We start from the raw sequence: 22529 nt of genomic DNA on the forward strand, positions 1-22529 counted from the left end.
ATCATTTTACGCTATCGCACCTGTTCAATAGAGCGCCCCCGCCATTGAGCTATGACTCAACGGCGAGGGCGTTATCTCTTATTCAGCGCATATTCATCACGGGTAGAGGTGCGAACCGCAGCTCACTTCCCCGATTGCCAGCCCCCGATATGCAGGCTTCGCGGAGCGGGTTCCGCGGGGTTTAGCCCTGCTTGCGGGTGCCGCGCTGAGCCGAGTTCCGAGCCGCGCCCTGAGCCGGACGCTGCGCCTGCTGAGCGCTGTTCTTCGGAGTACCCTTTGCCTGGGTGCCCTGTCGCGGCGCTGCCTGACGTTGAGCGCCCTGTCGAGGATTACCCAGTCGCTGGGCACGACGCTGACGGTCCTCCGGATGCAACGGCTGCAGACCCGCAGGTAGCGAACCCGACGGACGGTGCTGTGCGCTACGGGGCTGAGCGCCACGAGGCTGCTGCACTCGCTTCTGCGCGGCGGGCTGCTGAGCGGTACGAGGCTGAGCAGCAGGCTGCTGAGCGGTACGGGGCTGAGCAGTACGAGGCTGAGCAGGCTTACCCTGTGCCGCTCGAGCAGAGGCAGTACTCTTCTGGGCAACACGAGCCTGCTGACCGGTACGAGGCTGAGCGGGAGCCTTCTGCGGAGCTGCCTTCTTCGGTGCAGGCTTCTGCGGGGCAGGTTTCTGCGAGGCCTTCTGTTTCTGAGCTTCAGCCTTCTGCTCCGCCTTCACACGGGCAGCTTCCTCACGAGCCAGACGTGCCTCCTCACGAGCACGACGAGCCTCTTCTCGAGCCTGCGCCGCCTCCCGGCGAGCCTGTTCCTCCTCGCGACGAGCCTGCTCCCGAGCCTGGCGCTCCTGCTCCTTCCGCTGCTCACGAGCTATACGAGACAACTCACGCTGCTGATCCGGCGCAAAACCCAACCAGCGGCGCAACGTACTCTCCGGACCGAAAACAACCTTCAAAGGATTATGTTCCTTCATCAGGTGGCCACCGGCAGCCGCACGAGCTGCCTCCTCCTGATTCAGCACAATCTGCAACGGCGTACGACGCTGCCAATCAGCATTCGCACGACGAACCTCACGCACGCTCTGAGTCTCAATATTCGACGGTGCCGTCGCGCCACGCAACGGAGTCTGCCGCGCAAACGCCAACAACAAACCCGCCGCAAACAACGAAGACAACAGCGACGAACCACCATAGGAGACAAACGGCAGAGGCACACCAATCACCGGCAAAATACGGGACACCATGCCCATATTGATAATCGCCTGAGAAGTCAGCCAAATCATGATGCCGCCCGTAGCCAAACGCACCAGCGGGTCAGTAGTGCGCAGCATAATACGCACCGCACAATACACCAGGCCCGCATACAGCAGCAGAACCGCCAGCGTACCCAGCAGGCCCAGCTCCTCACCAATAATGGCGAAAATATAGTCGTTATGCGCCTCAGCCAAGTAGTTGTACTTCTGACGCGACTGGCCCAGGCCAACACCCAAGAAGCCGCCGGTCGTCAGCGCCACCTCACCAGAATTCGCCTGGTCACAGTTAGCGTTCGTGCACGAGCCCCAAACACCGAAAATACGAGCCACACGGTTCGCGCTACTGAGAACGCCCACCAGCGCCAACGCCGCAAACGCGCCGCCAATCTTCAGCAGCGAGCTACGAGAAGCGCCCGCCAGCCACATCATGCCCACAAAGATGAAGCCGTACACCATGGCGGTACCCATATCACCGCCGAGCATAATCAGCAGCACCAGGGCACCCACACCATAAATCGAGGGGAACAGAGTACGCCAAATACTGCGAGAAATATCGCCGTGGCGGCTGTACACCCATGCCAGCCACATAATAATCGCCAGCTTCGAAAACTCCGACGGCTGAATCTGCACGCCGCCGGGGAATTTCAACCAGTTACGGTTACCGTTCACCTCAACGCCAACGACCACCACAGCAAGCTGCATGACCAACGCGGCAATCAGCATCGCGTTCACCGCAAACTTCTTGTGGTAGACACCCACCGGGATGCGCGTAATACCCGCCATCGCAATCACGCCAAGAACCAAGAACATGATCTGAGACGAAACCTGCGAGAACGGCGACTGACCCTGAGAAATCATGGTGACGCTCGAGGCCGACAGCACCATAATGCAGCCAAAAATAGCCAGACCCAAGGTAGTGACCAGCAGCATCACCGGCACATCCCACAGGTCAGCCTTCAAACCACGACGGTACAGCCTATCGGCACGAGCACGGAACGGCGCAGAGAAATCCTCCCAACCGGCTCGCAAAGACGCCCAACGACCACTCGTAGTCGAACGCGCCGAAGAAGCCGAACGCTCCGAAGATGCGCTGGTACTCACATGCCCTCCTATAGGCCTCAACTGCCACGGATCCGTCGTGGCGAATACACGAAAAAGGTTCAGGGGTGGGACACCGTTACCATCCCACCCCCGAGAAGAACCCGCAGAAAGCACCCCGGTTACCCGAGACGCCCCTGCAGGTAACCTCCTAAGAGTCAGCCAGCTGGGCGGCAACAGCGTTCGCAAACGCATCACCGCGCACCGCATAATTCTTGAACTGGTCCATCGACGCAGACGCGGGAGCCATCAGCACGGTATCCCCCGGATGCGCCAGCTCAGCAGCCTTCGCAACGGCCGCGTTCATCACGGCAATGCCGTCCGAAGAATCAGCCACAGCGGCGGTCATATTGTAGGTCGGAACCTGCGGAGCGTGGTTAGCCAATGCCGACTTCAACGCCGCAGTATCGGTACCGATAATCAGCACAGCCTTCAGACGCTGCGCGTGGGCAGCAATCAGCTCATCGTACTCAACGCCCTTCGACAGGCCGCCAGCAATCCACACCAGCGAGGGGTAGCCGCTCATCGACGCGTTCGCGGCGTGAGGATTCGTAGCCTTCGAATCGTTCACCCACATGATGTCGTTTGCGTAACCCACCAGCTGGTTGCGGTGCGCACCGGTCTTGAAGGAACGCAGGCCAGCGCCCACAGCCTTCGGGTCAATATCAGCCGCACGGCACAGAGCCGCAGCCGCCAAAGCGTTCTCCACGGTGTGCTTCGCAGGCATCTTACCGGGAGCCGGAGCCAAATCCTCCAGAACCACCAGCTCATACGCCTCGTTGTAACGGTTCTTCAAGAAGGCGCGGTCCACCATGATGTCCTCAGCCAGGCCGAGCATCGACACGGCGGGCATCTCAGTGGAGCTGAAGCCAATCGCACGAGCGCCCTCAATAACGTCCGCGTTCTCAACCATGCGCAGGGTGTCCACGTGGTCGGTGTTGAAGATGCAGGCAACCTGAGTGTGCTCATACACGCGAGCCTTATCAGCCTTGTAACGCTCGAACGAACCGTGCCAGTCCACGTGGTCCTCAGCAATGTTCAGAACCACCGAAGCGTACGGGGACATCGAATGGGTCCAGTGCAGCTGGAAGCTGGACAGCTCCACCGCGAAGAACTCATAGGGCTCATCGTCGGCAATGGCGTACACGATGGGCATGCCCACGTTGCCTACCTGAATAGCCTTCTTGCCGGCAGCCTTCAGGATGGAATCGACCATGCCCACGGTGGTGGTCTTACCGTTCGTACCGGTCAGGCACAGCCACTTGGGAGTCGGGCGGTCGTTGCGCTCATTCAGGCGCCACGCCAGCTCCACATCGCCCCAAATCTGGATGCGACGCTCATACGCGTCCAGCATGACCGGGTGGTCGGGACGCACGCCCGGGGAGGTCACCACAAGCTCGGGTTCCTGACCGTCCACCGGGGGCAGTGCGCGCATGTGCTCGGGACCGAACAGACCCTCAACGTTGCCGTAGGCGTTAGCGTACAGGTCGATGCGTTCACGCTTCTCCGGGGTATCAGCCCCGTCGATGACAACGATCTTCGCACCCAGCTGGGCGAGCACATCGGTCACAGCGTCGCCGCTGGTACCCATGCCCACCACGACCACGCGCAGGTTAGCCCAGGGCGCACCCCAGTGAGTCAGCTCCGCGAGGCGCTCGTTCTCATACACCGGGTTCACCGCAATAGCGGCGGCGTTCGCTTCAATGCGAGCTGTATCCGGCTGTTCATTAGTTGACATTAGTGAATCACTCCAGAAGTCTGCGAGAACCAGTCACCGAAGAACAGCGCCAGGGCAACGAGCACGCAGAGGGCGTTAACAACCCAGAGGCGGAACACGGAGTTCACTTCGCCGCTGCTGACGGTACCGGGGGCAATGCCTCGCTTATCAATTGAGTATTTGCCGTTGACGCCGACCTTCTCCATGTGGTGGTGGAAGGGGGTCATACGGAAGTAACGGTGCGCGTGCAGGGGCTTCTCCCCCGCTGCGACCGAACGCTTACGGCTGGTCTTGAACACGAACTTCTGCACAATCACAGAGAACACTTCCAGCACGGGAATCAGAGCGATGACCAGCAGAAGCAGCTCGGTGCGGGTGAACAGCGCGAAAGCAACCATTGCGCCACCGAGCGCCAGGGAACCGGAGTCGCCCATGAAGATCTGTGCCTTCGACACGTTCCACCAGAGGAAGCCAGCCAGCGAACCCACCAGGGATGCGGCAATCAGCGCCAGTGAACCGGGGTCGCGCACATCGTAGCAGGCGGTGCCAGCGCCAGCGGAGCAGGCGTGTACGTACTGCCAGATGCTGATGGTCAGGTAGCCGGAGAAGATGGTCATCATGATGCCGCCAGCCAGGCCGTCCAGACCATCGGTGAAGTTCACCGCGTTCGTACCGGACAGGGAGATGAGGGTAATCCAACCAACCAGCAGGATGGAACCGAAGACCGCGCCCGCCGCGAACAGGTCAATGGGCAGGTCACGTACGAAAGAGATGGCGGTCGACGCCGGACGAGCACCCGACTCATTCGGGAACTGGAACGCCAGGTACGCAAAGGGCAGGGTCACGCCCAGAAGACCAATGGTCTTCTGCTTCTCGGTCAGGCCCTCGTTGCCCTTATTGCGGAACTTCATGATGTCGTCCGCCGCGCCCACACCGAGCATGCCCAGGGTGAAGGCGATGGTCAGCCACGCGGTAGCGGTCGGTACCGGCGCGGTTCCGAAGAGCAGTGCGCTCACCGCCAGGGTCAAGAAGTAGGCGAGAATCGCCGCGGGGATGAAGATCAGACCCGCCATGGTGGGGGTGCCCGCCTTGTGCTGGTGGGCTGCCGGGCCTTCCTCACGGATGAGCTGGCCAAGGTTGAGGGCCGACATCTTCTTGATGAACACCGGCAGCGCGGTGAGGGAGATGAGGAATCCGAAGATTCCAGCAATCAGCACGGTAATCATAAAGCGCTACCCTTCGTTCGTGGTCTGTTCGGTCGAAGTACGGTCGCCGTTAGCGGTGCCGTCCAGGTGAGCGGCAAGGTGGTCGCTCAAATCGGTGGTTTCAACAAAGTCACCGGCAGAAAGCCAGGTCGGTGCCTGCTCTTCCTCAGCACCGAAGGTGTACTCGGCGAAAGCAACCTGGTCACCCAGAATGCCCAGCTTCGCGCCGTTCGAGGACTTGAAAAGCACAATGTCACCGGGGCGAACCTCGGCGCGCAGAATCTGCTCTGCCTCTTCCGGGGTCTTCACCCAGGTCGCCTCATTACCCCAGGAGCCTTCCAGGTGAGCCGCATTGTAGGTGGGCTTCGTCTCGTCGCCCACAGCAATCAGCTTGGAAATGTTCATGCGCACCACGAGGCGGCCGATGCGGTCGTGCTCCTCCAGGGAGGCGTCACCGAGCTCCAGCATGGCGCCCAGAACAGCCCAGGTGCGGTGCGGCTGACCGGTCGCTGGGTCAACGGTGCGGCCCAGCTGCGCCAGGGTGCGCAGTGCCGCCGCCATCGACTCAGGGTTCGCGTTGTACGCGTCGTTAATGACGGTCACGCCGTCGGCACGGTCGGTGCGAGCCATACGCCACTTCGAAGCTGCCGCCGCCTTGTTGAGCGCGCGAGCAATCTTCTCACCCGAAATACCGCTGTTGTAGGCGATCGTCGCCGCAGCCAGCAGGTTGTGCACGTGGTGCTCACCGATCAGCTGCGAGGAAATCTCGTACTCGCTGCCGTCGGGCAGGCGCAGAGTGAACTCGGGGCAGCCGGCGTCGGTGGTGCGCAGGTTCAGCGCCGCCACGTAGCGTTCGTAGGGCTGACCGTTCGCGTCGGTCTTCTCGCCCACGCCGAAGTACGTAATGGGTGCAACCGAACGCGACGCCATACGCAGTACGCGCTCATCGTCAGCGTTCAGCGCCAGGGAACCGGTCGGCTGAACACCCTCAGCCAGCTCGCCCTTGGTGCGCTCAATATTGTCCACGCCGCCGAACTCGCCAGCGTGCGCGGTACCAACCTTCAGGATTGCACCGTGATCGGGGTGCGCAATATTCGCCAGGTACTCGATATTGCCCACACGGTCCGCACCCATCTCAATGACCAGGTAGCGGGTGGACTCATCCGCACGGAAAACGGTCAGGGGCACGCCCACTTCACTGTTGTAGGAGCCGACCGGGGCAACGGTCGGGCCCTCCGGGGTGAAAATGGCGGCAAGAAGGTCCTTGGTGGTGGTCTTACCTGCAGAACCGGTAATACCGATAACGGTCAGCTCACCCTGAGCGCGCATCTGCTCAATGGAATAGCGCGCCAAATCGCCCATCGCTAGCACCACATCGGGCACCTGGATGCTCGGGTAGGGCACGCCCTGCTCATCGAGTACTTCACGCTCGACCAGAGCCAGGGTCGCGCCCCGCTCAAACGCCATGGGGATGAACCTGTGACCGTCAGTGACCGCACCGGGCTTCGCCACGAACAGGGTGCCGGTCTGCACCTCACGGGAGTCGGTAGTGGCGAAGTCTGCGTGCACCTGCTCCTCACGGCCCTCCAGGCCGATAGCGGTGCCGCCGGTTGCCTCAATAATCTGGGCGGCGCTGAGCTTAATCATTCTTCACCATACCTTCAGCGGTCTTAGAGTCACTTTCTTCGAGCATGCGCTGGTAGTCAGGCAGAATCTCGAAACCGTGCGCACGCAGGGCACGGGCGGTTTCAACGCGGTCGTCCAGGGCGATATCCACGCCGTCAACATCCTGTTCGGTTTCGTGGCCGCGGCCAGCAATCAGGATGGCGTCATGCTCGCCCGCCAGGGCAATTGCCGCATCAATAGCGGCGGCACGCGGAGAAATATTCAGGATCTGGGTGGCTCGGCGGTTCTCAGCCTTCTGCGCGCCCTCCTCAACGGCGGCACGAATCGGCTCGGGCGCCTCACCGTGCGGATCGTCATCAGTCACAACCACAATATCTGCATACTGTGCCGCAATCGCACCCATAATCGGGCGCTTGAGCTGGTCACGCTCACCGGTCGCACCGAAAACAATCATGACCTTGCCGTCTCCGGGGCGGTCCATCGCCTCCAGGGCACGGGTCAGGCCGTCAGGGTTGTGGGCAAAGTCCACAATCGCGTGCGGAGCCAAAGAAATCAGCTGCATACGACCCGGCACCACCGGAGTCAGAGCCGAACCGGACGCCAGCTCGGGCAGCAGGCGCTCACGCTCAGCGGAGTCAGTGTCCAGGTACGCCATGAGCGCCGCCAGCGCAGCATTCGAAACGTTAAAATCAGCGGGCAGACCGGTGTAGCATTCAACGCTCTCACCGGCACCATTAGCCACGTGGAAGCGGTGGCCCAGACCCTCACGCTGAACCTTCACCACAGCCCAGTCGCGGGCACCAAACTCTGCGGGCACCTCAGCCAGACCGGCACCGCGCGCAGTCACCAGACGGTGCACCTGCTGCGCACCCATCTGCTCGCAAGCGGCGGAGAACATCTTCTCGCCCCACTCGTCATCAGCAGTAATCACAGCCAGCTCGGCACGTTCGGGGGTGAACAGCTGAGCCTTCGAGTCGAAATAATGCTCCATAGTGCCGTGCAAATCCAGGTGATCCTGAGTCAGGTTCGTAAAGCCAGCAACCGCATACTTCACGCCGTCCACACGGTGGTAATCAATCGCGTGTGAGGAAACCTCCATTGCGGCGCAACGCACCTGATGCTGACCCATAATCGTCAGCAAAGAATGCACGTGAGGAGACTCCGGGGTGGTCATCTTCGAAGGAACCGACACACCATCAATCAGAATCTGAATAGTGCCAATCAGACCGGTCTTCACCCCCAGACCGGTGCGGAACACCGACTCCAGCATGTAGGTGGAGGTGGTCTTACCGTTCGTACCGGTCACAGCATAACGGTGAGTGGCGGGGAACGACGCCGAACCATAAATCAGCGCAGCCAACGGACCCACGTACTCGCGGAGGTTCTCCGTCACCAGGACAGGCACCGGCGCCTCGCCCAGCAGCTGCGCACCGGCAGCATCCGTCAAAATAGCGGAAGCACCCAGCTTCAACGCAGCCTCAGCAAACTGCGCACCGTGCACCTTCGCACCGGGCAGAGCCACGTACAGGTCCTGAGGGCGAACGCCTCGGGAATCCATGCTGATACCGGTGACCTCAACGGCATCAGCGGATTCAGAACCCTGAACACCCTTAGCCGGCTGGGCACTCACCTGAGCGCCCAAGCCCTGCAGATGTTCGCGAAGGTGCGCCAAACTCACCGGGCGCACAGAATTCGGGCGCAGAGTCTGAGCGTCGCCGCCCAGCAGGTTCTGGCCGGGTGCGTGAGATGCGGTATCCATCGTCCTTCTTTCCTCTCCGCTGTCCGAAGCGGTGAGCTCTGTATGGTCAATGCGCTCAAGGCACACAGGGTCATTCAATATTCTACGGTCTTTAGGCTTCGACAGGTGTTCAGTACCGGCGCTTCTTCATCACGAATCAGCTACCGGGCGCCTCTCCCCCGCTCGCCTTTAGCTCGTCTTATTGGGGCTATCCTCAGCAAAAAGCGGAATCAACTCCGGTTCACCGGTAGAACGCGGCACATTATAGGTGTGCAAAGTCTTCTCCATAATCTTGGAGAACTCAGCCGTCGTACCGTTCGCACCCACGCTACCCTCAGGACGCTGCATGGTCACCGCCACCAAGAACTGCGGGTTCTCAATCGGCGCCACACCAATAAAGGACGTCGTGTTGCCGTCGTAGCCGCCCTTCTCACTCGGAGTTTCCGCAGTACCGGTCTTACCGCCCACGCGGTAGCCGGTCACCTTCGCCGGACGGGCGTGGCCTTGCTCCACCACATTCTCCATGAGAGTCAGGCAGGAAGCGGCAGTCTCCTCGCTGACCATGCGTTCGCCAGGCTCTACGGCACGCTTATGTTCGGTACCGTCGGCGTCAATGATCGCGTCCACAATGCGCGGCTTCAGACGAACGCCCTTATTGCCCAGCGCCTGGAAAATCATGGCGGTCTGCAGCGGAGTCTGCGCAACACCCTGACCGAACAGCACAGTGTACTGCTGACGGCCATCCCAATCACGCCAATCAGCGATTATACCCTGCTCCTCACCGGTCAGCTCAATGCCGGTAAACTCGCCGACGCCGTACTTCTTCAACCAGTTGTAGCGCTCTTCCTTGCTGAGCTTCTGACCGACCAGCACCGTACCGGTGTTCATCGAGTCATGAATAATGCCCGAGAAAGTACGCCGCTGCGCCCCGTGCTCAAACGCGTCCTTAAAGGTCTGGCCGTCAATCGTGAGGGTCGCGGGCACGTCATACACGCTCGTCGGGGTGGTCAGGCCCTGCTCAATCAGCGCCGAAGCAGTTAGCATCTTCTCGGTCGAACCGGGCTCCACGCTCTGCGAAATAGCGCGCGGGGTCATGTCCGCCGCGTCCTCAATGGTTGCCGCGCCCGGGTCCATCGTGGAGGAATCAGCAAGAGCCAAAATGGAGCCGTCACGCACATCCATAACAATGGCGGTACACCATTCAGCTTTCAGCTCCTCGGCGCGGGCACGCACCACCTGCTGCGCAAAATACTGCACATCACGGTTAATGGTTAGGCGAATATTCTTACCGTCCACCGCCAGGCGCTGCTCTTCCTTCGCTACGGGGATACGCACGCCATCAGCGCTAATCTCGTAGGTGCGCTCACCGGGGGTACCGGCAAGCTCCTTCTCAAAGACACGCTCAATGCCCACGGAGTAGTTACGGGACACCGTACCGCCCGTACCGTTGCCGTCTGCCTCTTCAACAATGTTGTACTTACCGACCACGGAACCGCCCACACTACCGTTGGGGTACAGGCGCTGAGAGAACGCCTCACCGTAGATGAAGGGCGCACCCAGGGCATCAATCTTATTGAAAATTTCCGGGGTGATATTTGCTTTGATCACCGAGTACTTTGAGGTGCCGTCCAGCTTGGACTTGATGAACTCGTCGGTAATGCCCGGGTCAACGGTCTTGAGAATATCGACCATCTCGTACACCAGCTGGTTGGGGGTGACCTCAACCTTCTGGGTGCGATCCTCGTTGTAGCGTTTGAAGGTCGCCACGGCGCTCTGGTCAGCAGTCAGGTTATAACGCTGCACAGTACGCGCCATGACGTTGCCGTTGATATCGAGAATCTGACCGCGCACAGCAGGCAGCACCTGGGAGCGCAAACGCTTCTGACGGGACGCATTCGCCACTGCACCGGGGTCAAAGCCCTGGCGGATAAACAGGTTCGCACCGATAACGCCCAGAGCGCAGGTGGCTGCGGCGCCTGCGACGAAGCCACGGCGGGTCAGATCCGGCTGACCGGATGCCGATTCGTTCGCGTTCTTACGCGCGTCGGAGCTCATGCGGTGGTCCTTTCGCTGGTCTAGTCTATCGGTGATGCTACGCATCCTGTGGTCAATATTGTTTATCGTGCAACCTGGCTTGCCGCGGGGCTAGCTGCGGGCTGCTGAGCGGCGCTCGGTGCGGCGGAAGCAGCCGGGCTAGCAGGGGCGCTATTCGCCGGTGCGGGGTTGGCCTGCTGAGCGGGGTTAGCCTGCTGCGCGGGGCTTGCCGAGGCGCTTGCAGATGCCTTTGCCGTAGCGCTCGCCTGGCTGTGTCGCTGCTGAACAGACTTGTCAGCATCCACAATGCCCTTGGCGTAGCTTTCTTCCGAACCCGCTGCCGGCGGCGAAATCAGGTTCTCCTGCTTGGATCCTTCAATACCGGTGGGGCTTGCAGCCGGGGCGGGGGTGCCCTCAATCGTGGAAGTCTGCAGGTTCAGGGTCGCCTGCGAAGAGCTCACAAACATGCCCAGGGTACTGGCGCGTATCGCCAAATCCTGCGGGGCTTCCTTGAAACCAATCTCCTGCTGCAGCGCCTGGTTCTCCTGCACGAGGCGCTGTTCTTGCGCGCGCAAATCCACCATGTCGTACTGTCGGGTCACAATCAGCACGTTAAGCAGCAGAATAAAAATCAGGGTCAGCGGAATTGCCGCAAAAACAGCGAGCATGGTGGGCGGGCTGAGCTTACGGGCTCGGCGGCGCACAGTGGACAGCGGGTTACGCTGCTTGGGCTTCGTTTCGCGTGCTTCTTCGGTGCGTGCTGCCGCACGGACGCTCGAGGGAACACGGCTCGCGTTCGTTGAGGTGCGCTTACCACCGTGAGATGCGGCGGTGCTGACGGGGCGGACCACCGGCTGGGAGGCGGTGACCGGCTCCAGACGCGCGGTGCGGGTGCGGCCGGAGTGTGCTCGGGTGGAGGCGCGGCTCGCCCCGGTAGAGCCGCCAGTAGAGGATGCGCGGGTAGAGCCAACGGCGCCGGGGGTGCCGGCGGCAGGGCGCGAGGAACCGGCGCGTCGACTCCGCGGGGCGCCCTGGGTGCGGGTGGGGCGCTGGGATGCGTGCTGGGTGCTCACTCTTCTTCGCTTTCTGTCTTCTACTTGGCGGGGATGCGGATCTTCTCGGCGGCGCGCAGCTTGGCGCTGGCGGCGCGAGAGTTCTGTTCGATTTCCTCGTCGGTAGGCGGTTCGGCGCCGCGGGTAATGATTTTGATGGTGGGCTTGTGCTCTTCAAGCTCTACCGGGAAGCCCTTGGGTGCTTTGGAGGTTGCCTCCGCGGTCAGTGTCCTCTTGACGATTTTGTCTTCGAGGCTGTGGTAGCTCATGGCGACAAATCGGCCGCCGAGGTTGAGCGCCTCCAGGGCTGCCGGTACGGCGCGTTCGAGGGCTTCCAGTTCGTGGTTCACTTCGATACGCAACGCCTGGAAGGTGCGCTTGGCGGGGTGTCCACCGGTGCGCTGCGCGGCGACGGGCACAGCCTTCTGGATAATGCGTACGAGCTCACCGGTGGTTTCCAGGGGCGCGTTGGCGCGGGCGGTGCAGATGGCGCGGGCGATACGCGATGCGAACTTCTCTTCGCCCCAGTTGCGGATAATGCGGCGCAGCTGGTCTTCGCTGTATTCGTTGACGACGATGCGGGCGGTGAGCTCGTCTTCGGAGTTCATGCGCATGTCCAGGGGAGCGTCGTAGGAGTAGGCGAAGCCGCGGGTGCGTTCGTCCAGCTGCATGGAGGAGACACCCAGGTCCATCAGGATGCCGTCGATGCCCTGCACGCCGGCAGCTTCCATGGCGCGGTCAATCTCATCGTAGACGGCGTGGACGGGTACGAAGCGGTCACCGAAGCGTGCCAGACGCTCACCGGCGATGGCGTGTGCCTGCAGGTCGCGGTCAATGCCGATCAGCACAAGGTTTTCGAAGCGTTCAAGCAGCGCCTCGGAGTGGCCACCCATACCGAGGGTGCCGTCAATAACGTAGGCGGTGCCGCGCTCCTCGACGGCGCGTTCAATGCCGGGTGCCAGCAGGTTAATGCAGCGGTCCAGCATGACGGGCACGTGGCGTTCGCTGGCTTCACGCTGGGAGAGGTTCTCAATGGATGCGCCGGGGGCCTTGGCGGCAGTACCGGAGTCGGTCGTACCGGTTTCGGGGGCGTGTTCTACGCTCATGGGTGCTCCTGTGAGAGTTTGTCCTGCGGGAAGATTTACGGAAGAGTGGTGCGGTGACGATAGAGAGATGCCGGGGCGGTAGCCGTCGCGTCGGCGGGATGCCGGTTAGAGCAGCGGGCTGAACGGGTCCTCGTCGAGGGCAGCGAATTCAGCTTCGGTGCGGGCGAGGTATTCCTCCCAGGCCGCTGCATCCCAGATTTCTGCGCGGGTACCGGATCCGATGACAACGAGGTTGTCGGTCAGTCCTGCGTATTGGCGCAGTATCGGCGGGATGGTGATGCGTCCCTGCTTATCAGGCAGTTCGTCTGAGGCTCCGGAGAGGAAAACTCGCAGGAAGTCTCGGGCGGCTCGTCCGGGCAGGGGCGCGGTGCGCATCCGTTCGTGGATGCGTTCAAATTCTGCGGCGGGGAAAACGTACAGGCATCGTTCTTGACCGCGGGTCAGAACGAGGCCTGCTGAGAGTTCCTCACGGAATTTGGCGGGAAGGATGATGCGTCCTTTGGCGTCCATTCGTGGTGAGTAGGTACCTAAGAACATTCACTTCACCTCCCCGATGTGTGCCCCTGATGTGTGCCGATGTGCTGAAGCCTGCGGGAGCGGGGGTGCTCCACACATCCTGTAGGTGCCGGTGGCGGGGTGTGCCGGGCCGGCGCCTCCGCCGTTTGTTTGAGGGCACGACGATAGGACTGACTTTCAGCTTTCCCCTCCACTTTACCCCACTTTCCACCACCCACCCCACCCGGCAGAGCATCTTTTAGTGTTTTTATGCTCTCTCCTGCATTTTTAACGCTGACGCACAGCTTCTACACAGCTTCGGGTGTGTCCGCTCAGCGGACCGCCTTCATCATGTTTGCTATGTCCTGACTCAAGTACAAAGTCAATGACGGGGCCAGTTGCAATAGTCAGTGCGCTCCATCCGCCCGCCTCTAAAACGTCCATCTCTCACTGGTTCGGGCATAGAAAAAGCGGAAGGTAAGAATTCTTACCTTCCGCTTGTGAAGTCTTGAGCCCCTAGAGAGTACGGATACTTAACTAAGGAAAACTATTGCGACAAAGAGTATTAGAACTGGCCGTTATTACGCTCGTCCCAGCGGTCCTCCAGACGATTCATGAAGGAGGAACGCTCCTTCTGCTCACGCTGACGCACACGAGCTGCGCCCTCTGCCTTACCGCCGAGGAAGGAATCTACCGGGGTCTTCTTGCTGGTGGTTGCGAAGTACACGCCACCTGCAGCAAAGAGGAAGCCGAATACGCCCAGCCAAATCATATTAGATGCGACCGCACCAATAATGATGCCCAGGCCAATAAGAACAAAGAGAATACCGAGAGCCAGGTGGCGAGCGCTAAAGACCGGCGCGGTATTGCCAGTTGAGGACATGGAGGAGGCAAAGTGCGGATCCTCATTGCTCATGAGTTCTTCGAGCTGGTCCAGAACCTTCTGTTCACGCTCGGACAGTGCCATCGTTTTCTCCTTTGAGGTGTCTCTACTCAAAATGACATTCGTATCAGCAGGGTTAGCTGGTGTACCAGCTGGCGCGGTGAGCGCATCTTCCCGTCGTATGCTTCCCATCGTACCCCGCCGGGTGGGGTTGGCGCATTCTTTTTCAGGCAGAAGTACCTCAATGTCTTCCGTGGAGGGCGCTACTCTTTCTGCGATGGTTCCTCTCGGGCTAGTTCCCTCCTTCAGCCTTTTGCGTAGTCTTTTACTCAGCCGTTTTCTCGGCCCTTTCCTCAACCTTCTGTTCCGGCACCGCCACCCCGGAGGCTGGTTTGAGGCTTTCCTGTGAGTACTTGCGATGAATCGCGTCCATGACGTGCTCCACCTCGGACCATCTACCACTCTTCACAAGGCGAGCGCCAGAACCCGAGCGAGTACCATTCCCGAAGCTTTTGCCCGCTCCCCCGCCGCCTCGTTGTGAGGAGGCGGTTTGTGAGGAGCGTGGGTTTGCCCCGCTCTCAATGGCATCAAAGAGGGTTTGTTGCACTCCGTCTTCTGCGCGGGCGAGCTTTTCGGCACGCACCCCGATGAGTCGCAGGGCGCGGGGTACCATCTGCCCTACCACGATTTCATCTGCTCGCAGGGCTTCCAGAGCCAGGGAGGCAATCTGCATACCGGAGTCCACAGGCACGTTTAGGGGGATAGCGCGGGTGTGCGTTTCGAAGGTGCTGTAGCGGATTTTGAGGCTGATCCCGCCGGCAAGTTTCCCCGCGGATCGCAGGCGCTTTCCCAGCTTGAGACTCAGCTCCCGAATAGCAGCGCTCACCTCCTGGACATCGGTCGTATCCGTCTCGAAGGTGTGCTCGCCACCCATGCTTTTCTCTTCGCGCTCGGTGATTACGGGGCGTTCGTCAATGCCGCGCGCCATGGCCCAGAGGTGCTCGCCCTGGGCAGTGCTGAAGCGTTCTTTGAGCCAATCCAGGCTCATGGACCTCATCTGGGCGATGGTGTGGATACCGTATCGGGAGAGCTGCTCGGTACTTTTCGCACCCACTCCCCACAGGTCGGAAACTTTTCTCGGGTCAAGAAATTCTTGAACGCGCTCGGGTGGAATGACCCACAGCCCGTTGGGTTTACTACCGGTCGACGCCATTTTTGCGAGTAGTTTATTGGGCGCCACCCCCGCGGAGGAGGGCAGGGAGAGCTCCTGCGCGATGCGGTCGCGAGCGCGCTGCGCCAGGGCGACGGGGTCTTGGCCGTGCAGGTAAGCGCCGGTGAGGTCTACGAAGGCTTCATCCACGCTGACCTGCTCCACGTAAGGGCTCAGGTCGTGAAGGATTGCCATGACGGCGCGCGAGTAGTGCCGATAGTCGCCGCGCAGCGGCAGGACGGTGGCGTTGGGGCTGAGGTTCCGGGCGCGGCTGAGCGGCATTCCGGAGCGCACTCCGTGGGCGCGCGCCTCGTAGGAGGCGGAGCATACGACCGAGCGGGGGCCCAGGGGCGCCACGATAATGGGTTCGCCGCGCAGAGCGGGGTTTTCGAGGAGTTCGACGTTGACGAAGAAGGCGTCCATGTCCAGGTGCATAATGACGCGGCCGTTCCTTACGCCGCTATTCTTGCCGGTTCGCGTCTGCCCCATGTCGCCTCCTCTCATAACTTCTACGCCCACCTACCGAAAATATAGCACATTTCTACGAACAATAGGGGTAATATATCGTAAACGTGTTCGCAAATGCGTTCTCTTGGGCTTTTCTCCACTAAGCTAGAAGAAGTGCACACCGCACGGCATCAGGACCGTACATAGCGACCATCAGCGAGGATAGTATGACTCCCCCTTCTCCTTCCGGAGCACCCACTCCCCAGGCGACCGAGAGCCTCACCGTAGCGGCACCGAATATCCCGGCGACTTCTGCGCACCTCGCTGAGCGTATTGCTGAAGAGCAGCGAGCCTACCTTCACGCTTTTGACACTCTCATGGCGGAGTTTTTTACCCGCCAGCGCGAGCTACTTGAGGGTATTTCTGCCGAAACTCTACCCCTGCTGGAGGCTATTGAGTCTCTCTCCACCGGCGGCAAGCGCCTGCGTGCCCTGTTGAGCTACTGGGGTTGGCGAGGTGCCGGCGGTGCACCAGTAACCGAGAACCGCGCGTCCTGGTCTATTGTGAAGGCCGGCATGGCGGTGGAGCTGTTCCAGACCTCCGCACTGATTCACGACGACATTATCGACCGCTCCGATACCCGCCGCGGCGCTCCCTCCGTGCACAAGCGTTTCGAGGCAGCGCACGAGCAGAATAGTTGGCGCGGTGATGCTTTCAACTACGGTCTGACCGGCGGTATTCTTGCTGGAGATCTGACCCTGGCGTGGTCTGCCGAGGTTTTCGCGTCCCTGGGTGAGGGAGCGATTTATGGCGCCCCTGCGCGCACTATTTTTGACCGGATGCGCACCGAGGTTCTGGCGGGTCAGTATCTGGACGTCTACTCCGAGGTTCTCGAAACCGAGGACGCTCAGGCGGCTCTGCAGCGTGCCCTGAACGTGATTCGTTTCAAGTCCGCCAAGTACTCGTGCGAGCACCCCTTCACGATTGGTGGTGCTCTGGCTCTGCAGGCTGCCGCGCTGGAGAGCGGTGCCGGTGCCGTGAGCGAGCAGCACCCGGTACTTGCCGGTTACCGCGCGTTCGGCCTGCCGCTGGGTGAGGGTTTCCAGCTGCGTGATGACGAGCTGGGTGTCTTCGGCCAGCCCGAGGTGACCGGTAAGCCCGCTGGCGATGACCTGCGTGAGGGTAAGCGTACCGTGCTGGTGGCGCTCACCTCCGCTGTCCTGAACGAGAAGGACGCGGCGCTTCTGCACAATAGCTTGGGCGACCCCGAGCTGAGCGATGAGCAGGTGGAACGCATCCGCGAGCTGATGGTTTCTTCGGGCGCTTTCGCCAAGCATGAGCAGCTGATTGAGCAGAAGTCTCAGGCTGTGTTTGGGGCGCTGGAGGCGATGAACCTGGACGAGCTGACGCATGCGGCGCTGACCGATATCGTGGGCCGTGCTCTGCGCCGCAAGGCATAGATGCGCTACGTCGCAAGGCGTAGAGGTTCAACACAGTTAGAACGTTAAATAGGTTGAGGCGGCATACCGAAGTATGCCGCCTCAACCTATTTAGCTATAGTACTGAGCCGCTATTACCAAGCCAGATTACCAAGCCAGTGCCTGCGCACGGCGACGGATCTCGGTCTTACGACCGTCAATCAGCGCGTCGATGGGGCGGCCGGGCAGAGAGTCGTCGTTGGTGTACAGCCACACGATAGCTTCTTCATCGCTGAAGCCGGAGTCCTTCAGGACAGCGAGGGTGCCCTTGAGGGATTCGAGTACTCGCGAACCGTTCATGAACAGTGCGGGTACCTTGCGCACGTTGGTTTCCGGGTCGCGCAGAGCGATGAGCGTACCGTCAGAAATCAGGTTGTGAACGCGGGTCACCTTCAGGTCGAGTGCCTGCGCAATTTCGGGGATGGTTACCCAATCGCCGACGAGGGCGAAGGTCTGAGCAATATTTTCGTTAGTCACCTTTTAAGAGTGCCAGAGCTGGCACGTATTTACCACTTTTGACCCGCCGCAGGCTTTGGAGCCTTGCCATATATCTTTCGTTCTTGTGCCCTGCCCGTTGTTCTTGCGGTGGAGTCGGGTCCACCGGCACTTTGTAAGAATTCGCTGAGTGTTCACCTGCCCGGCGCCCTTTGGCATCGCTTCTGCCCAGGTGGGCGGGCTAAAATGTTGAGACGTATGAATACTCCCAGCCCACGCCGGATTTCTCCTGTGAACCCTCGTTCTTCTGCAAATACTTCTGTTCCTCCCGCCACTCGTCCCGCTGCCCCGGATACCGCTATTGGTTCTTCGCAGTGGCTCAGTGGCGCCATTATTGAGGGTCACTACCAGGTGGGTTCGCTTATTGGCCGCGGCGGCATGAGCGAGGTGTATTATGCGCTGGACCTGTGGTCGAATAACCCGGTTGCGCTCAAGGTTCTCTCCCCCGCTCTGGCTGAGGATGCAGCGAACCGTCAGAAGTTCCACCGTGAGGAGCGCTCGATGCGCCAGGTAGGTGGCGGCGGGCATACGGTGGGTGTGATTTCATCGGGTACCGAATATTTTTCGGGTCAGATGGTCATGTATATCGTGCTCGAGTATGTGCACGGTTGTACGCTGAGCCAGCTGCTACGTGTACGTAATGCTCTATCCCTGGGTGAGGCGCTGGACATCCTCATTCCGGTGGTGGAGGCGCTCTCCGAGGTGCACGCTAACCGCTACCTGCACGGCGATATTAAGCCGGGCAATATTCTTCTCGACGCTAACGGCCAGGTGAAGCTGACGGACTTCGGTCTTTCCCGCCGTGACGATCAGGTGGATGCGGGCGCCCCCATGGGCACCCCCGCCTACGTGGCGCCGGAGGTTCTTGATCCGAAGGTGAAGGTCGGAGCTCAGGCTGATATTTTTGCGCTCGGCGTGATGATGTACCGCATGCTTTCAGGTCGTCTGCCCTTTGTGGGTCTGGAGAATGACCAGCAGGTGCTCTACCACAACGCGAATATTGAGATGCCCGCGCTGACCGATGTCGCACTGGGTGCGGACCGCGATATTGCGGGGCTGATTTCGTGGTGTACCCGCAAGCAGCCTCACGCCCGCCCCGAGGATGCGACCGAACTATTCACGGCCCTGCTGGAGATTTCTGAGTCGCTGGGTGAGTCTGAGCGTGCTTGGCGCGCCCCCTCGTGCCCGGAGCCGGAGCTTCCCCTTTGGGAAGCTGTTGCCGATATTGCGGAGCGTAGCGGTGCCGCGCAGATGGTGCGTAACACCCCGATTAGTGCTTTTAGCGATGCCCGCGATCTGCTCGCCTACGATGTGTACTCCCCCGACAGCCTCGTGTACGATGCCTCGGCAGCGGGTCAGGGCGTGCACCTTGCCGACGTGGATGCTGAGGACTCCGTGCTCAACCGCCAGGGCATTCCGCCTCTGGTGAGTTCCGCCTCCGATAATGACGATTCTGACGCTGATCAGAATCAGGAAGGCTCAAAGGGCAAATCCGGCAAGCGTGGTCTGGGCTCATTCATGAGCCGTCGTACCGCCACGGCGAAGGGCCCGCTGACTCAGTCCGTTGGTATTGGCCCGCAGACGGAGCAGGAGTTCATCTCAGCTCATGGCGAGTACGCCCCAATCCATGCGGAGCGTTCGTTGAGCCCCTCGGGTGCGCGTCGTTCGAAGTCTAAGGGAGCGGCGAGCGCGTCGGAGGCTTCACCGGCAGAGGAGGCCGCTTCTTCTCAGGAATCCGAGCAGTCTTCGCAGAAGGATCCTCGCCTGCCCGCCAAGCAGTTTAGGACCCCGCCCTCGGGTATGGCGGTGGGCGGTTGGGCTCTGGCGCTGATTCTGCTGGGCATGGGTTCGAGCTTTACCGGTTGGTGGCTTGCGACCTCACTGGTGCAGTCGCAGTGGTGGCGCAATATTGAGGCGTTCCTGACCTTCTAGTAGTGCTCCCCCTCGAGCGCTCTGTCCTCGTCTGTGCACTCCGTCCTCGTCTGTGTGGTGCACAGGTTAAACGCAATGCCCGGGTCTTCATTCACAATGAGTGAAGACCCGGGCATTGTTTTTCTGCTATTTCTCACCGACTAGTACGGCGAGGCGTATGAACGTTTTATGCGCGGTTCTTGAGGTACTCGGAGACCAGGAACGCGATTTCCAGGGACTGCGAGTGGTTCAGACGCGGGTCGCACAGGGACTCGTAGCGGTCAGCCAGTGCTGCCTCGTCGATAGCGTCGGAGCCGCCCAGGCATTCGGTCACGTCGTCGCCGGTCATCTCCACGTGGATACCGCCGGGGAACGAGCCCAGAGCCTCGTGCACCTCGAAGAAGCCGCGAACCTCGTCGAGCACGTCGTCGAAGCGACGGGTCTTGTAGCCGGAGGGCACGGAGATAGTGTTGCCGTGCATCGGGTCGGTAACCCAGACGACCTTCGCGCCTTCAGCCTGCACGCCTTCAACGATTGCGGGCAGCTTCTCGCGGATGTTCTTCGCACCCATGCGGGTGATGAAGGTCAGGCGGCCGGGCTCGCGGTTCGGGTCGAGCTTGTCGATCAGTGCGAGTGCATCCTCAGTAGTGGTGGTCGGGCCCAGCTTCACGCCGATGGGGTTGCGGACCTTGGAGAGGAAGTCTACGTGTGCATCGTCGATGCCGCGGGTGCGCTCGCCAATCCACAGGAAGTGTGCGGAGGTGTCGTAGGGCAGGTGGGTGCGCGAGTCGATGCGGGTCAGGGCACGCTCGTAGTCCAGCACGAGTGCCTCGTGGCCGACGTACATGTCGGTGGTCTTGAGGGCTTCGAAGTTCACGCCGCATGCTTCCATGAACTTGAGGGCGCGGCCGATTTCGTTGGCGGTCTTCTCGTAGCGCTCATGCGCGGGGTTGGAGGTGAAGCCGCGGTTCCACTGGTGTACGGCGCGCAGGTCTGCGAAGCCGCCCTTGGTGAAGGCACGCACCAGGTTCAGGGTGGATGCGCTGGTGTGGTAGCCGCGCAGCATGCGCTTGGGGTCGTGTACGCGGGCTTCGGGAGTGAAGTCGAAACCGTTGACGGTCTCGCCGCGGAAGGAGGGCAGGGTGACGTCGCCGCGGGTTTCCATGTCTGCGGAGCGCGGCTTGGAGAACTGGCCCGCCATACGGCCCATCTTCACCACGGGCATGGAGGCGCCGTAGGTGAGCACTGCAGACATCTGCAGGATGGTCTTGACGCGGCCGGAGATCTTGTCGGCGGTTGCACCAGCGAAGGTTTCTGCGCAGTCGCCGCCCTGCAGGAGGAATGCGCGGCCTTCAGCAACCTCACCGAGTGCCTGGCGCATGGCGTCGACCTCACCGGCGAAGACGAGCGGCGGTACCGAGTTCAGCTCGGCGATGGTGCTCTCAAAATCTTCGTGCTCGCTCCAGGTGGGCTGCTGGTCAATGTGCAGCTGACGCCAGGTGTCCAGGCCGTGGTCGGGGGCCTGCGAGGTGCTGAGGTTTTGGTTGCTCATCTTCACTCCATCGGGATGGTCTTGTGCGTTTTCTGATTCAGCCGCGTTTCGGGTGCTCGGCGCGCCGTGTGTGGCGTGCTGGCTTGCGATTCTTCAGGCCGAATAGACCTAATTGTACTCTTGCTTGCTTCAACACCTAACCCTGCAGTCAGGTATATCTCACATGTTTAGATAGCGCCACCCGGTGTCGGCGATACGCGGGTTGATGAGCAGGAGGTTGATACGCAGCGGGTTGATGGGCACTGTTGCAGAACGGCATACGAAAGGGCGGGGCGCGGCGCGTACCGCATCCCGCCCTTGGCGTAGTCGCATACCCGCTTGGGCAACGTTTAGTTAGTTCTGTAGCTGTGCGACTGCCGCATCAGCGCTCATGTTTTTATCGGCCATGAGTTTCTTGACGCGGTCGGCGTACACGTCCACGTATTCCTGGCCGCTGAGGGCACGGATCTCAGAGCCAATACGGTCGGCGATTTCACGCTGAACGCGGTGGCTCAGGTCTGAGCCGTCGGTGTATTCCTCGAAGGTGAGAGGCTTGCCGATAATGGTGCGCACCTGGATGGGCTTGCCGTCGTGGCGCAGACGGATACGGTTCGAGCCGGAGGGCTGAATCAGGTCGGTACCGATCTGTCCGATGGGCACTACGGGCACGCCTGCTTCAACTGCGAGGCGGGCGACACCGACCTTGGGGCGGTAGCCGCGTCCGTCGGGGCTACGGGTGCCTTCGGGGTAGATGCCAATCACGCCGCCGTCCTTGAGGACCTGCGCACCGGCGTTGAGAGATTCCTGGCTCTTCTGGCCGCCGGAACGGTCCATGGGAAGCTGACCGACACCACGGAAGAACGCCGCCATAGCACGACCCTTCACGCCGGGGGTGGTGAAGTAGTCGCTCTTGGCGAGGAAGTTCACGGTGCGCGGCATGGCGAGAGGAATAAAAATGGAGTCGCAGAATGCCAGGTGGTTGCTGGCGACGATGTAGGGTCCCTCGGGCAGGTTCTCCAGGCCAACCACGTCATGGTGGTACAGTCCCTGCAACAGGGGGGAGCCAAGAACCTTGAGCGTTGAATAGAGGGCGGTGTTAGACATTGGGGTCTCCTCTCTGAATGTTCCCGGCTCAATTCTAGCGTGTCTGGAGAGGCGCGAGGGAACGCGCGATAATTAAAGAAAAGAGAACGATTTTTCTGCGCACCGGTGTATTCGGGTGCGCTGGAGGCGATATACCGGCATCGGCGCTGT

16 protein-coding genes are annotated in these 22529 nt (G+C 60.9%); 2 read left to right on the forward strand and 14 right to left on the reverse strand.

Going from position 1 to position 22529, the window contains the following annotated elements:
* Window positions 1–181: 181 nt before the first annotated feature.
* The 11 genes from HMPREF2836_RS04055 to dinB all read right to left on the reverse strand — a co-directional run bounded on the left by HMPREF2836_RS04055 (window position 182) and on the right by dinB (window position 15902).
* On the reverse strand, window positions 182–2350 hold the full coding sequence (locus HMPREF2836_RS04055) for a peptidoglycan glycosyltransferase FtsW (RefSeq protein ID WP_070629520.1): 2169 nt from the start codon (window positions 2348–2350) through the stop codon (window positions 182–184).
* Window positions 2351–2498: 148 nt separating this feature from the next.
* Window positions 2499–4085, reverse strand: a complete 1587-nt coding sequence (gene murD, locus HMPREF2836_RS04060; RefSeq protein ID WP_070629521.1) for a UDP-N-acetylmuramoyl-L-alanine--D-glutamate ligase — start codon at window positions 4083–4085, stop codon at window positions 2499–2501.
* On the reverse strand, window positions 4085–5290 hold the full coding sequence (gene mraY, locus HMPREF2836_RS04065; RefSeq protein WP_049353001.1) for a phospho-N-acetylmuramoyl-pentapeptide-transferase: 1206 nt from the start codon (window positions 5288–5290) through the stop codon (window positions 4085–4087). The genes murD and mraY overlap by 1 nt, the downstream gene beginning before the upstream one ends.
* A gap of 6 nt (window positions 5291–5296) precedes the next feature.
* Window positions 5297–6916 (reverse strand): UDP-N-acetylmuramoyl-tripeptide--D-alanyl-D-alanine ligase, encoded by a 1620-nt coding sequence (gene murF / locus HMPREF2836_RS04070; protein ID WP_070629522.1) that lies wholly within the window; start codon window positions 6914–6916, stop codon window positions 5297–5299.
* Window positions 6909–8654: a Mur ligase family protein gene (locus HMPREF2836_RS04075; protein ID WP_070629523.1), complete on the reverse strand. Its 1746-nt coding sequence runs from the start codon at window positions 8652–8654 to the stop codon at window positions 6909–6911. Before HMPREF2836_RS04075 ends, murF begins: the two co-directional genes overlap by 8 nt.
* 168 nt (window positions 8655–8822) lie before the next feature.
* A complete protein-coding gene (locus tag HMPREF2836_RS04080; protein WP_049345236.1) occupies window positions 8823–10688 on the reverse strand; it encodes a peptidoglycan D,D-transpeptidase FtsI family protein in 1866 nt (621 codons plus the stop codon).
* 62 nt (window positions 10689–10750) lie between these two features.
* The gene (locus HMPREF2836_RS04085; RefSeq protein WP_070629524.1) at window positions 10751–11740 is read right to left on the reverse strand and encodes a cell division protein FtsL; all 990 of its coding nucleotides are present in this window, start codon (window positions 11738–11740) and stop codon (window positions 10751–10753) included.
* 20 nt (window positions 11741–11760) lie between these two features.
* On the reverse strand, window positions 11761–12825 hold the full coding sequence (rsmH, locus tag HMPREF2836_RS04090; RefSeq protein WP_070629525.1) for a 16S rRNA (cytosine(1402)-N(4))-methyltransferase RsmH: 1065 nt from the start codon (window positions 12823–12825) through the stop codon (window positions 11761–11763).
* A gap of 105 nt (window positions 12826–12930) precedes the next feature.
* Complete coding sequence (gene mraZ, locus HMPREF2836_RS04095; RefSeq protein WP_005506565.1) at window positions 12931–13362, reverse strand: division/cell wall cluster transcriptional repressor MraZ; 432 nt, start codon at window positions 13360–13362, stop codon at window positions 12931–12933.
* Window positions 13363–13885: 523 nt separating this feature from the next.
* Window positions 13886–14287, reverse strand: coding sequence for a DUF3040 domain-containing protein (locus tag HMPREF2836_RS04100; RefSeq protein WP_005506566.1), 402 nt, complete (start codon window positions 14285–14287; stop codon window positions 13886–13888).
* 241 nt (window positions 14288–14528) lie between these two features.
* On the reverse strand, window positions 14529–15902 hold the full coding sequence (gene dinB, locus HMPREF2836_RS04105) for a DNA polymerase IV (protein WP_070629526.1): 1374 nt from the start codon (window positions 15900–15902) through the stop codon (window positions 14529–14531).
* A 185-nt stretch (window positions 15903–16087) separates the two neighbouring features.
* On the opposite strand from dinB, the gene HMPREF2836_RS04110 reads away from it, so the two are divergent.
* Entirely contained in the window at window positions 16088–17320 is a 1233-nt protein-coding gene (locus HMPREF2836_RS04110) for a polyprenyl synthetase family protein (RefSeq protein WP_070629527.1), read from the forward strand.
* A 126-nt stretch (window positions 17321–17446) separates the two neighbouring features.
* Here HMPREF2836_RS04110 and HMPREF2836_RS04115 read toward each other — a convergent pair whose 3' ends face one another.
* Complete coding sequence (locus tag HMPREF2836_RS04115) at window positions 17447–17815, reverse strand: Rv2175c family DNA-binding protein (RefSeq protein ID WP_070506761.1); 369 nt, start codon at window positions 17813–17815, stop codon at window positions 17447–17449.
* Between the two features lie 249 nt (window positions 17816–18064).
* On the opposite strand from HMPREF2836_RS04115, the gene HMPREF2836_RS04120 reads away from it, so the two are divergent.
* Entirely contained in the window at window positions 18065–19765 is a 1701-nt protein-coding gene (locus HMPREF2836_RS04120) for a serine/threonine protein kinase (protein ID WP_246822817.1), read from the forward strand.
* 166 nt (window positions 19766–19931) lie between these two features.
* Here the strand turns inward: HMPREF2836_RS04120 and HMPREF2836_RS04125 are convergent, their stop codons facing one another.
* A complete protein-coding gene (locus HMPREF2836_RS04125; protein WP_049356190.1) occupies window positions 19932–21296 on the reverse strand; it encodes a class II 3-deoxy-7-phosphoheptulonate synthase in 1365 nt (454 codons plus the stop codon).
* Between the two features lie 333 nt (window positions 21297–21629).
* Window positions 21630–22379, reverse strand: coding sequence for a lysophospholipid acyltransferase family protein (locus tag HMPREF2836_RS04130; RefSeq protein WP_070629529.1), 750 nt, complete (start codon window positions 22377–22379; stop codon window positions 21630–21632).
* Between the last annotated feature and the right edge of the window lie 150 nt (window positions 22380–22529).

This window comes from Rothia sp. HMSC065C12, assembly GCF_001812085.1.
GTDB classification, from domain to species: domain Bacteria; phylum Actinomycetota; class Actinomycetes; order Actinomycetales; family Micrococcaceae; genus Rothia; species Rothia mucilaginosa.